The sequence below is a fragment of the uncultured Methylobacterium sp. genome (genome assembly GCF_964251405.1).
Lineage (GTDB): Bacteria > Pseudomonadota > Alphaproteobacteria > Rhizobiales > Beijerinckiaceae > Methylobacterium.
Window position 1 is genome coordinate 1 of the sequence record NZ_CAXUJR010000007.1, and the last position, 11,755, is coordinate 11,755.

10 protein-coding genes and 1 pseudogene are annotated in these 11,755 nt (G+C 69.5%); 9 read left to right on the forward strand and 2 right to left on the reverse strand.

All coding sequences use genetic code 11. From position 1 onward, the window contains the following. The first annotated feature begins 92 nt into the window (after window positions 1–92). From ACFE7U_RS02450 to ACFE7U_RS02470, 5 genes are all read left to right on the forward strand, one after another. Window positions 93–1,475 (forward strand): ethanolamine ammonia-lyase subunit EutB, encoded by a 1,383-nt coding sequence (locus ACFE7U_RS02450; protein ID WP_375408141.1) that lies wholly within the window; start codon window positions 93–95, stop codon window positions 1,473–1,475. Continuing rightward, window positions 1,472–2,266, forward strand: coding sequence for an ethanolamine ammonia-lyase subunit EutC (eutC, locus tag ACFE7U_RS02455; protein WP_375408142.1), 795 nt, complete (start codon window positions 1,472–1,474; stop codon window positions 2,264–2,266). Before ACFE7U_RS02450 ends, eutC begins: the two co-directional genes overlap by 4 nt. A 269-nt stretch (window positions 2,267–2,535) precedes the next feature. Next, window positions 2,536–3,594: a sensor histidine kinase gene (locus ACFE7U_RS02460; protein WP_375408143.1), complete on the forward strand. Its 1,059-nt coding sequence runs from the start codon at window positions 2,536–2,538 to the stop codon at window positions 3,592–3,594. 316 nt (window positions 3,595–3,910) lie between these two features. Next, the gene (ilvD, locus tag ACFE7U_RS02465; protein ID WP_375408144.1) at window positions 3,911–5,641 is read left to right on the forward strand and encodes a dihydroxy-acid dehydratase; all 1,731 of its coding nucleotides are present in this window, start codon (window positions 3,911–3,913) and stop codon (window positions 5,639–5,641) included. Window positions 5,642–5,714: 73 nt separating this feature from the next. Further along, window positions 5,715–6,527, forward strand: a complete 813-nt coding sequence (locus tag ACFE7U_RS02470; RefSeq protein WP_375408195.1) for a tetratricopeptide repeat protein — start codon at window positions 5,715–5,717, stop codon at window positions 6,525–6,527. Window positions 6,528–6,558: 31 nt separating this feature from the next. Here ACFE7U_RS02470 and ACFE7U_RS02475 read toward each other — a convergent pair whose 3' ends face one another. Together ACFE7U_RS02475 and xth are read right to left on the reverse strand one after the other, a co-directional pair. Beyond that, window positions 6,559–7,182: a glutathione S-transferase family protein gene (locus ACFE7U_RS02475; RefSeq protein ID WP_375408145.1), complete on the reverse strand. Its 624-nt coding sequence runs from the start codon at window positions 7,180–7,182 to the stop codon at window positions 6,559–6,561. A 98-nt stretch (window positions 7,183–7,280) separates the two neighbouring features. Next, window positions 7,281–8,075 (reverse strand): exodeoxyribonuclease III, encoded by a 795-nt coding sequence (gene xth, locus ACFE7U_RS02480; RefSeq protein WP_375408146.1) that lies wholly within the window; start codon window positions 8,073–8,075, stop codon window positions 7,281–7,283. 110 nt (window positions 8,076–8,185) lie between these two features. Here xth and ACFE7U_RS02485 point away from each other — a divergent pair, with 110 nt between their 5' ends. The 4 genes and pseudogenes from ACFE7U_RS02485 to ACFE7U_RS02500 form a co-directional block, all read left to right on the forward strand. After that, on the forward strand, window positions 8,186–8,887 hold the full coding sequence (locus tag ACFE7U_RS02485) for a hypothetical protein (RefSeq protein ID WP_375408147.1): 702 nt from the start codon (window positions 8,186–8,188) through the stop codon (window positions 8,885–8,887). Window positions 8,888–9,042: 155 nt separating this feature from the next. Next, window positions 9,043–10,365 carry a homoserine dehydrogenase gene (locus ACFE7U_RS02490; protein WP_375408148.1) on the forward strand — a complete coding sequence of 441 codons (1,323 nt, stop codon included), beginning with the start codon at window positions 9,043–9,045 and terminating at the stop codon, window positions 10,363–10,365. Between the two features lie 107 nt (window positions 10,366–10,472). Continuing rightward, the gene (gene glpX, locus ACFE7U_RS02495) at window positions 10,473–11,468 is read left to right on the forward strand and encodes a class II fructose-bisphosphatase (RefSeq protein ID WP_375408149.1); all 996 of its coding nucleotides are present in this window, start codon (window positions 10,473–10,475) and stop codon (window positions 11,466–11,468) included. Between the two features lie 15 nt (window positions 11,469–11,483). Next, window positions 11,484–11,755 (forward strand): annotated as a pseudogene (locus ACFE7U_RS02500) (GNAT family N-acetyltransferase); the annotation flags it as partial.

Below are 11,755 nucleotides of genomic sequence, written 5' to 3' on the forward strand. Positions count from 1 at the left end.
GACGCGGTGATCCGCACCGTGGATGCGATCTCGACGGAGGTGCCGGCGCCGCATGCGGGGGCGGCGTAGCACAACGCGAGAGGTCGCAAACGATGCCCTACCGCCACGTCGTCGGCCCCAGGACGCATGTCTTTGCCGACCTCGCTGCCCTGATGGCCAAGGCGACCCCCCTGCGCTCGGGCGATCGCCTCGCTGGGATCGCCGCAGAATCGGCGGAAGAGGGGATGGCGGCGCGCTGGGCCCTGTCCGAGGTCCCTCTCGCCGAGATCCTGGCCAAGCCCCTGATCCCGTACGAGGACGACGACGTCACCCGCCTCATCCTCGACACCCACGATGCGGCAGGCTTCGCGGAGATCTCGCACCTCACCGTCGGCGATTTCCGCGAGTTCCTGATCAAGGCCTCGCCCGAGACCCTGACCCGGATCGCGCCCGCCATCACGCCGGAGATCGCCGCCGCCGTCTCCAAGATCATGCGCAACCAGGATCTCATCCTGGTGGCCCGCAAATGCCGCGTGGTGACGAAGTTCCGCAACACGGTCGGTTTGCCGGGGCGGCTCTCGGTGCGGCTGCAGCCCAACCATCCGACCGACGACGCGGCCGGCATCACCGCGGCGATCGTCGACGGGCTGTCCTACGGCTGCGGCGACGCCGTGATCGGCCTCAACCCGGCTTCGGACTCCGTATCGACCTTGAGCGGCCTGCTCCACCTCTTCGACGACCTGATCCAGCGCCTCGACATCCCGACGCAGGGGTGCATCCTCACCCACGTCACCACGACCCTCGACGCGATCAATCTCGGGCTACCGGTGGACCTCGTCTTCCAGTCGATCGCGGGAACGCAAGGCGCCAATGCCAGCTTCGGCGTCACCCTGCCGATCCTCAAGGAGGCGCACGAGGCCGCGCTCTCCCTCAAGCGCGGGACGGTCGGCGACAACTGCATGTATTTCGAGACCGGGCAGGGCTCGGCGCTCTCGGCGGGCGCCCATCACGGCATCGACCAGCAGACCCTGGAGGCGCGCGCCTACGCGGTGGCACGCCCGTTCCGGCCGCTCCTGGTCAACACCGTCGTCGGCTTCATCGGGCCGGAATATCTCTATGACGGCAAGGAGATCATCCGGGCCGGCCTCGAGGACCATTTCTGCGGCAAGCTGATGGGCCTGCCTCTGGGATGCGACGTCTGCTACACCAACCACGCCGAGGCCGACCAGAACGATATGGACACGCTCCTGACGTTGCTTGGAGCCGCCGGCTGCACCTTCGTGATGGGCATTCCCGGTGCCGACGACGTGATGCTGAATTACCAATCCACCTCGTTCCACGACACGCTCTACGTCCGTGAGGTGCTCGGTCTGAAGCGCGCGCCGGAATTCGAGGCCTGGCTCGAACGGATCGGCCTCACCGACGCCGAGGGCGTGCTCCTGCCGGAGGGACCGAGCGCCCGTCTCATCGCCGCCGCACCGGGTCTGGCGGCATGACCGGGGAAGACCCCTGGGCCCGCCTGCAGCGGCTCACCCCCGCCCGGATCGGGCTGGGCCGAGCCGGGGCCGGACTGCCGACCATCGAGGTCCTGCGCTTCGGCCTCGCCCACGCCCAGGCCCGCGACGCCGTCCACACGCCGATGAATTCCGCCGAGGTCGCGGCCGGCATCGAAGCGCTGGGGTTTCCCACCGTCATCGTATCATCCGCCGCGCCCGACCGAGCCACCTACCTGCGCCGGCCCGATCTCGGGCGCGCCCTGAGCGACGAGAGCCAGGATGCGCTGGTCGCGCTCATGGGGGAGCCAGTGGACCTCGCCATCGTCGTCGCGGACGGGCTCTCGGCCCGCGCCGTCCACGAAGGTTCGGCCGGTTTCCTCGCGGCGTTCAAGCCCCATATCGAGAAAGCCGGCTGGACCCTCGCCCCCGTCGCCGTGGCGACCCAAGGGCGGGTGGCACTCGGCGACGGCGTCGGCGCAGCGCTGAAGGCACGGGCGGTGGTGGTGCTCATCGGCGAGCGCCCTGGCCTGTCCTCGCCGGACAGCCTCGGCCTCTACCTCACCTTCGCCCCCCGCATCGGTCGCTCGGACGCCGAGCGCAACTGCATCTCCAACGTACGCCCGGCAGGTCTCTCGCACGAGCGGGCGGCGCTCACGCTCGATTGGCTGCTCAGGGAGGCTTTCGTTCGCGGGATCACCGGCGTCGGGCTGAAGGATGGGAGCGGGGCGGTTCTCGCAGGTCCGGAGGCGGCGCCAACGCTCGAACAGGCAGGCGGTGCCGGTCCATCCTGACGCGAACGGATCGGGCGGTGCCGGTCCGGCTCCGTCCTGTCTTCGCGCGCGGACCTGCCGTGCCGGTTCAGCATCGGTCAGAGACCGGACGTGGGCGACTCTCGGTCGCGTCGGATCAAGCCGGCTTGCATCGCTGTGCCATTTGAAGCCCATACTGGATGAGGGGAGCGGAACGGCCTGGGATGCGCGATTCGATGAGGCGGCAGGACGTCACCCGTCCGGGTGACGCGAAGCGGGATCGTTCGGCGCGCGGTCCGGGCGACCTGTAGGTGTCAGCCCATCCGTCGATCCTTCCGCCGGCCGCGACTGCGCGGAAGCGTCAGGCCCTGCACCGTTTCCTGGACGTGCCCACGGTCTTCCGGAACTGGCCGCTCTCGGCGCGGTATGCGGGCTCGGCCGCCATCGTCGCCGCTGCCGCCGCGTGCGGATGGGGGGTCTGGCCGGAGATGAGGGCCTACCCGTTCTTCTTCTACTTCCCGGCCATCCTGCTGTCGGCCGTCCTGTTCGGGCGCGGCAGCGGCTACGTCGCAACGGGGCTCAGCGGGCTCGCGGTGGTCGCCTCCCTCCACGCCTCCGGGCACCTCTGGATCGCGCCCGAGCGCGATCAGGTGGCCGTACCCATGTTTCTGATCATCGGCCTTCTTCAGAGCGTCCTGATCAAACAGTTGCGCAGCGCCATCGATCGGGCACGGCTCGCCGAGCAACAGAAGGATCTCTTCCTTCAGGAGGCGGTCCATCGGTTCAGAAACGACATCTGCATCGTCTCTTATCTCCTGCGCTCAGGGGAGATAGCGATCGCCGATCCGGAGGCCAAGGCGGCTCTCGCCAACACGGCGAACCGCGTCCATGTGATGTCCCGCGTCCACGACCGGCTGCGCCTCGGAGCCGGAACCGAGACGGTCGTCGACACTCAGGACTTCATCGCCGGCCTCTGCGACGACTTGAAGGACGCGATGATCGGCCTGCGGGCGATCTCGATCCGAGTGGCGTCCGAGCGCCAGACGCTCTCGCACGAATGCGCCGTCGCGGTCGGGTTGATCATCAACGAGGCGCTAACGAACGCCCTGAAATATGCGTTTCCCAACGATCGGGCCGGGACCGTCGAGGTCGTCTTCCGGCGGAGCGGGAGCAGCTTCCTGCTACAGGTCAACGACGACGGAATCGGGATGGGGCAGCGCAGCGAGCCTGAACGGGGCAGCGGCCTCGGAAGCCGTCTGCTGGAGGGCATGGCGCGTCAGCTCGACGGAAAGCTGAGCGTCGGCCCCGCCGCCACGACGTCGGGCACCGCCGTCACCGTGACGTTCCCGATCGTCGCACGCACGGCCTGACGGCGCGCGATCCGCCGCTTCCGGCGAGGCACGAAAGCCCGGCTGGAAGCGCGGCTGTTGCGGGGTCGCCACACCGCGAAAGCATCCCGACTTTGCCGCGGGAGCCGCCCTGATCCGCCGCGATCCCGCCATAAACCGGGACCACCTCAGGCATCGCGGTAAACGGCAGTTTCCCCAACGCGTTACCGCAGGGTTCCGTACCACTTCCTACCCGTTCCGACGGGATCGGCCATCGCTCTTCGAGCGGTGATCGCTCCTGCTTGGCGAGGGGATGGTCCTGGATCCAGCGTCGCAGACCGGGGCCGCGGGACAGACGATGGACGTGCGTTCAACAGACAAGTCGAAACTGCCGAGCCGCCACGTCACGGAAGGCCCCGATCGGGCGCCGCACCGCTCGTACCTCTATGCCATGGGCCTGACCAAGGAGCAGATTCACCAGCCGCTCGTCGGCGTGGCATCCTGCTGGAACGAGGCCGCCCCCTGCAACATCTCGCTGATGCGCCAAGCGCAGGCGGTGAAGAAGGGCGTTGCGGCCGCCAACGGCACCCCGCGCGAGTTCTGCACCATCACCGTCACCGACGGCATCGCCATGGGCCATGCCGGCATGCGCGCCTCGCTGCCGTCCCGCGAGGTCATCGCCGATTCCGTCGAGCTGACCATGCGCGGCCACGCCTACGATGCGCTCGTCGGCCTCGCCGGCTGCGACAAGTCCCTGCCCGGCATGATGATGGCGATGGTGCGCCTCAACGTGCCCTCCATCTTCATCTATGGCGGCTCGATCCTGCCCGGCACCTTCCGCGGCCGGCCCGTCACCGTTCAGGACCTGTTCGAAGCGGTCGGCAAGGTCGCCGTCGGCGACATGAGCCTCGAGGACCTCGACGAGCTCGAGCAGGTGGCCTGTCCCTCGGCCGGGGCCTGCGGCGCGCAGTTCACGGCGAACACCATGGCCACCGTCTCCGAGGCGATCGGCCTCGCGCTGCCCTACTCGGCCGGCGCCCCGGCCCCTTACGAGATCCGCGACAGATTCTGCATGACGGCGGGCGAGAAGGTGATGGAGCTCATCGCCAAGAATATCCGCCCGCGCGACATCGTCACCCGAAAGAGCCTGGAGAACGCCGCCGCCGCCGTCGCGGCGTCGGGCGGATCGACCAACGCGGCGCTCCACCTGCCGGCGATCGCTCATGAATGCGGGATCAAGTTCGACCTGTTCGACGTCGCCGAGATCTTCAAGCGCACGCCCTACATCGCCGACCTGAAGCCGGGCGGGCGCTACGTCGCCAAGGACATGTTCGAGGTCGGCGGCATCCCGCTCCTCATGAAGACGCTCCTCGACCACGGCTTCATGCATGGCGACTGCCTGACCGTGACCGGCCGCACCATGGCCGAGAACATGGAGCACGTGGCCTGGAACCCGGACCAGGACGTGGTCCGCCCGGCCGACGCTCCCATCACCGTCACCGGCGGCGTCGTCGGCCTGCGCGGCAACCTCGCGCCCGAGGGCGCCATCGTGAAGGTCGCCGGCATGGGGCCTGAGAAGCAGGTGTTTACCGGCCCGGCCCGCGTGTTCGACGGCGAGGAGGCTTGTTTCGAGGCCGTGCAGGCACGCACCTACAAGGAAGGCGAGGTTCTGGTCATCCGCTACGAGGGGCCGAAGGGCGGCCCCGGGATGCGCGAGATGCTCTCGACCACGGCGGCCCTCTACGGCCAGGGCATGGGCGACAAGGTCGCGCTGATCACCGACGGACGCTTCTCCGGCGCCACCCGCGGCTTCTGCGTCGGCCATGTCGGGCCCGAGGCCGCGATCGGCGGCCCGATCGGCCTCCTGCGCGACGGCGACGTGATCACGCTCGACGCCATCAACGGAACCCTCGACGTCGCCCTCTCCGACGAGGAACTAGCTCAGCGCCGGACGGAATGGACGCCGCGGACCAATTCGGCGACCTCGGGCTACCTCTGGAAATACATGCAGACCGTCGGGCCGGCGGTGAACGGCGCCGTGAGCCACCCCGGCGGCGCCGAGGAGATCCTGACCTATGCGGATGTCTAGGACCGACCTTCGCCGGCCATCGCGGCCGGCCGGGGCCGATCCCGGTCGGCCCGCGATCCGGCGCGGGGTGCGGATTGCCCTGGCGGCGGCGCTGATCGCCGCCGGCACCCTCCTGCCGGCCATCCCGCCGGGGCATGCCCTCGACGCGGCGGCACGCACGCCTGTGCCGACCGGAAACTACCGCTCGGCCCGCGAGGCCCTGCGCTCGGGCGTGCGCGACTACAATGCCGGCGACAAGGAAGGCGCCGCGCGCGCACTCGAATACGCCGCCGGCCAGGGCCACGCGTTGGCCCTATGGAAGCTCGGCCGCATGTACGCCGAGGGCGACGGCGTGCCCCACGACGACCTCAAGGCCTTCGAGTTCTTCTCGCGGATCGCCGACGACAACGCCGACGACGGCCCCGACGCCACGAATTCGGCCGTGGTGGCGAGCGCCTTCACGGCGCTCGGCGCCTACTTCCTCGACGGGATCAAGGGCACCTACGTGCGCCCGAACCCGGAGCGGGCCTACGACATGTTCAACTACGCGGCCTCGTATTTCGGCGACCCCAACGCGCAGTACAACCTCGCCCGGCTCTACCTCGACGGCACCGGCGTCGAGCCGGACCCGCGCCAGGCCGCGCGCTGGTTCAACCTCGCCGCCGAGAAGGGGCATGCCCCGGCCCAGGCCCTGCTCGGCCAGTTGCTCATCAACGGCCAGGGCGTGCCGGTGCAGCGATCGCGCGGGCTGATGTGGCTGTCGCTCGCCCGCGACGCCGCGCAGGGGCGAAAAGACGACTGGATCGTCGCCCTCCACGAGAAGGCCTGGGCGCAAGCGAGCGAGACGGACCGCGGCGAGGCGCAGATGCAGGCCCAGGTGACGGGATCGGGCAAGCGCAGGCGCTAGATAACCCTGCACCTGCGCGACCTTCACGGTTTCAGTTCGTGGGTGCAGCCACGGCCTTCATGAAGGACGGACGCTCCAGCGTCGCTGCCACATAGGCGGCGAGCTTCGGCCAGCGGCCGGCATCGACCTGCTCACCGGCGAGCTTCAGGTTGTGGAAGCCGGTCGTGACGGAGATGTCGGCGATCGAGAAGGCCCCGCCGACGAGATAGGGGCCATCCACCTGGGCTTCGAGGTAGTCGTAGAGCTTCGGCAGTTCTTCGGTCAGCGCCGTTTTCACGACGGCTTCGTCGCCCGGTTTGCCCTGCAGCTTGGGCATGACCACGCGGTGGAAGAACGGCTTGATCAGGGACGGAAACAGCTCGGTATCGCCGAACTTGTCGAACCAGATCGCCCGTCCCCTCGCCTTGGCCTCGGTGGGGAGCAGGGCCGGGCTCGGATGGTTGGCCTCAATGTAGAACAGGATCGCGGAGGAATCCGCCAGCTTGAAGCCCTGATCCTCGATCGCCGGGATCTTGCCCAGCGGGCTCGCGGCCTGGAACGCCTCGTTCGGGTCGTGGAAGAAGCAGGGACGGTGCTCCGCGTCGACGCCCTTCTCGGCCAGGGCCACGAGGACCTTGCGGACATAGGGAGAGAGGCTGGTGCCGTAGAGGATCATGCGGAGGGCATTCCTGAAGGTTGGGAGCGCGATTCGGCGCCTGGACCGGCGGGGGCCGGCACCGCTTTCATGCGGGCCGCCCCCATATGGGCCGCCCGCTAGCGATCGGCGAGGTCCACGGTCACGGGCACGTGGTCCGAGGGCTTCTCGAGGCCGCGCAGATATTTCTGGACGGATGCGGAGACGAGGCGGTCGGCGGCTTGCGGAGACAGGAGCAGATGGTCGATGCGGATCCCGGCGTTCCGCGCCCAGGCGCCGGCCTGGTAGTCCCAGAACGTGTAGAGGCCGGGCTTCGGGTCACAGGCCCTCAGCGCCTCGGTGTAGCCCTCGGCGAGGAGCGCCCGGAAGGCCGCCCGGCTCTGGGGCAGGAACAGCGCATCGTTCACCCAGGCGGCCGCATCGGAGGCGTCCTCGGGCTCGGGGATGACGTTGTAATCGCCGGCGAGCACGACCGCTTCCTCGCCCAATAGCAGCGCGCGGGCATGGTCCCTCAGCCGGGCCATGAAGGCGAGCTTGTACTCGTATTTCGGTCCCGGCGCCGGGTTGCCGTTGGGCAGGTAGATCGAGGCCACGCGCACCGGCGTCACGTCTTCTCCGGACACCAGCGCCTCGATGTAGCGGGCCTGCTCGTCGGCCTCGTCGCCGGGCAGTCCACGGCAGATCTCGCTCATCGCGAGCGGTGCGCGCACCAGCAGGGCGACGCCGTTATAGGCCTTCTGCCCCAGCGTCTCGACACTGTACCCCGCCGCCTCGATCTCCTCGCGGGGGAACCCGGCATCCTGGCATTTCAGCTCCTGCAGGCAGACCACGTCCGGCTTGGCCTCGGCCAGGAGCGACAGGAGATGGCCGACCCGCTGCTTGATCGAATTGACGTTCCAGGTGGCGATCCGCATGGGCTCATGGGGGCTGAGAGGACGGGCGGCCCGTCATCGGGCCTTCGCGCGCCGGTGGCAAGGCGGAGGAAGGCCATGCCAAGCGCCACGGCACGAGCGAGACTGACGACGTGATCGAAACGTGGTTCGCCCCCATCCGCGCCTATTGCGAGCGCGCCGACGGCTCGTTCTGGGCCGAACCGCTCAACGCGGCATCGAACGGCGCCTTCCTGGTCGCTGCCCTCGCCGTCGCCTGGCGCGAGCGGAAGGGCGCACCGGCTGATCCCGTCGCCCTGGCGCTGGCTGGGCTGATCGCCATCGTGGGGATCGGCTCGTTCCTGTTCCATACCTTCGCCGTGCGGTGGTCGCTGCTCGCCGACGTCATCCCCATCGCGGTGTTCATCTACGGCTATTTCTTCCTGGCCATGCGGCGCTTCCTCGGTGTCGGGATCGTGGCGGCCGTGGTCGCGACGGCGCTGTTTGCCGGTTTTAATGTCGGGCTGGAGCCGGCCCTCGATACCGCGACCGGCCGTGCCATGGGGGCCGCGACGAACGGTTCATTGTCCTATTTGCCGGCCGTGCTGGCCCTGGTCGGGGTCGCCGCCGCACTCTTCCTCGTCCGTCCGGGTGAGCCGGCGGCGAAGCGCTCCGCCGTCGCGCTTCTCGGCCTCGCCGGCCTGTTCGCCGTGTCGCTGACCCTGCGCACGCTGGACATCACCCTGTGCCGGAGCCTGCCCTTCGGAACGCATTTCCTCTGGCACCTCCTCAACGCCGCCGTGCTCTACGGGCTCGTGGTGACGGCCATGCGGTTTCGCCGCCGCGGGGTAACCTGAGCGAGCGGGGCGGTTTTGTTGCGGAGCGGGGTAATTCGTTGCAGAAGACCCGAGCGCCGAAAGGGTCACCTCCACCCGTCGCACCCGGCCCTCGCGTCAGGCCGGCGGCGGACGGCGCGCACTGGCCAAACGCATTCGAGCCCAGGATTCACGGCATGTCACAGAGCCTTCGCCTCGGCGTCGCCGGCCTCGGCACGGTCGGCTCCTCGGTGGTCCGCATGATCGCCCGACAGGCCGAGGCGCTGAGTGCGTCCACCGGCCGGACGATCACAGTCACGGCGGTGTCCTCCCGCGACCGATCCCGCGACCGCGGCCTCGATCTCTCGGGCGTGACCTGGTTCGACGACCCTGTTACCCTGGCGCGTTCCGAAGTGGTCGATTGCGTGGTGGAACTCATCGGCGGGGCCGAGGGCCCGGCCCGCGCCACCGTCGAGGCCGCGATCGCGGCTGGCCACCACGTCGTCACCGCCAACAAGGCCCTGCTCGCCCGCCACGGCGCAGCCCTGTCGAAGGCTGCGGAAGCCGCGGGCGTCGCGCTCGCCTACGAGGCGTCGGTGGCAGGCGGTATCCCGGTGATCAAGGCCCTGCGCGAAGGCTTGGCCGGCAACCGCGTGAGCCGCCTCTACGGGATCATGAACGGCACCTGCAACTACATCCTGACCCGGATGGAGCGCGAGGGCCTGACCTTCGACGCCTGCCTCAAGGATGCGCAGGCCTTGGGCTATGCCGAGGCCGACCCGACCTTCGACGTCGAGGGCTTCGATACCGCCCACAAGCTCGCGATTCTCACGAGCCTCGCCTTCGGGGTCGAGATCGACGCCGAGGCGGTGTCGGTCGAGGGCATCTCGGCGATCCAGCCGCTCGACCTGCGCATGGCCGAGGAACTCGGCTACCGCATCAAACTGCTGGGTGTGGCGCAGATCGCCGACGGGGGCATCGAGCAGCGCGTCCACCCCACCATGGTGCCGAAATCCTCCGCGATCGCCCAGGTCATGGGCGTCACGAACGCCGTCACCATCGACGCCGACGCGGTCGGCGAGCTCACCCTGATCGGCCCCGGTGCCGGCGGCGAGGCCACGGCCTCGGCGGTGGTCGCCGACATCGCCGACATCGCGGCCGGCACCCGCCGGCCCACCTTCGGCCGTCCGGCCGCGTCGCTTCCCGCATCGGCCCGTGTGGCGATGCAGCGGCACGAAGGCGGCTACTACATCCGGCTGACCGTCCACGACCGCCCCGGCGTGGCGGCAGGCGTGGCCACCCGTATGGCCGAGCGCGACATCTCGATCGAGAGCATCCTGCAGCGGCGCACGGAGAGCGCGGCGCTTACCGATCCGCACGGCCGCTCGGGCCAGCCGGTGCCGCTCGTGCTGATCACCTACGCCGCCACCGAGGGCAACATCCGGGCGGCTCTGGACGCCATCGCGGCGGACGGTCTCCTCGCCGAGGCGCCGCAGCTGATCCGAATCGAGCGGGAATAGCGTTGGATTCTCACCCTTTGGGATAGCATTCGGCAAGATAACGCAGGTATAGGGCCGCATACGGATCGCGGATGCAGTCCGGCGAAGGCCAAAGGACCGAGACTTCGATGAGCGATGCGAACGGTGCGGCCGCCGGTATCCCCGTCGCGCGGACCCTGACCCTCGAGCTTGCCCGGGTGACGGAGCGCGCGGCGATCGCGGCCGCCCGGCTGCGCGGCCAGGGCAAGGAGAAGGAAGCCGACCAGGCCGCCGTGGACGCGATGCGGCGCGAGCTCAACGCGCTGCCCATCGACGGCACCGTCGTCATCGGCGAGGGCGAGCGCGACGAGGCGCCGATGCTGTTCATCGGCGAGCGGCTGGGCACGCGCGATGGTCCGAGCGTCGACATCGCGGTCGACCCCCTGGAGGGTACGACGCTCTGCGCCAAGGACATGCCGGGCGCCATCGCGGTGATGGCGATGGCGCAAGCCGGGTCGCTGCTCGCCGCCCCCGACGTCTACATGCAGAAGATCGCCATCGGCCCCGGCTACCCGGCCGGGCTCGTCGACCTAGACGCCTCCCCCGCCGACAACATCGCGGCACTGGCGAAAGCCAAGGGCGTCGACCCCTCGCAGATCACGGCGATCATCCTCGACCGGCCGCGCCACGCCGCCCTGGTCGCCGCCGTACGCGAGACGGGTGCGGGCATCCGCCTGATCTCGGACGGCGACATCGCCGGCATCATCTTCACGACGAGCCCCGACGAGACCGGCGTCGACATCTATCTCGGCACCGGTGCCGCTCCCGAGGGCGTCATCGCGGCGGGCGCCCTGCGCTGCATCGGCGGCCAGATGCAGGGCCGGCTGATCCTCGACAGCCACGACAAGCGCGAGCGTGCCGCCGCCATGGGCATTCGCGACCCGAACCGCAAATACGAGCTCACTGACATGGCCCGGGGCGACGTCATCGTAGCCGCCACCGGCGTCACCGACGGGGCCCTCCTCAGGGGCGTGCGCTTCAAGCCCGGCATGATCGAGACCGAGACGGTGGTCTACCGCTCCGCCACCGGGACCGTGCGCCGCATCCTCGGCGAGCACCGCCGTCCCGAGCGTTCCCAAGGCTGACGGCGGGGAGGGGTGATGGCGGCCGGCATCCTGATCCGCGCGGTCGGGACCGCCGAGCGCGAGCCCTGGGAGATCTTGTGGTCGGGCTACCTCGACTTCTACGGGGCCACGATTCCCGCAGTCGTCCGCGACACCACCTGGGCGCGGCTGCACGACCCGGCCGTGCCGCTCCATGCTCTGGTGGCGGAGGATGAGGGCCGGCTCGTCGGCCTCGCTCATTACGTCTTCCACGCCTCGGCCTGGACGCTCGGTCCCTATTGCTACCTGCAGGATCTCTTCACCGCCCC

Excerpts from the sequence above, each read along its gene's own strand:
- eutC (WP_375408142.1), top strand. The coding sequence starts at position 1,472 with ATGACCGGGGAAGACCCCTGGGCCCGCCTGCAGCGGCTCACCCCCGCC.
- ACFE7U_RS02490 (WP_375408148.1), top strand. The coding sequence starts at position 9,043 with ATGTCACAGAGCCTTCGCCTCGGCGTCGCCGGCCTCGGCACGGTCGGC.
- xth (WP_375408146.1), bottom strand. The coding sequence starts at position 8,075 with ATGCGGATCGCCACCTGGAACGTCAATTCGATCAAGCAGCGGGTCGGC.
- ACFE7U_RS02475 (WP_375408145.1), bottom strand. The coding sequence starts at position 7,182 with ATGATCCTCTACGGCACCAGCCTCTCTCCCTATGTCCGCAAGGTCCTC.
- glpX (WP_375408149.1), top strand. The coding sequence starts at position 10,473 with ATGAGCGATGCGAACGGTGCGGCCGCCGGTATCCCCGTCGCGCGGACC.
- ilvD (WP_375408144.1), top strand. The coding sequence starts at position 3,911 with ATGGACGTGCGTTCAACAGACAAGTCGAAACTGCCGAGCCGCCACGTC.
- ACFE7U_RS02450 (WP_375408141.1), top strand. The coding sequence starts at position 93 with ATGCCCTACCGCCACGTCGTCGGCCCCAGGACGCATGTCTTTGCCGAC.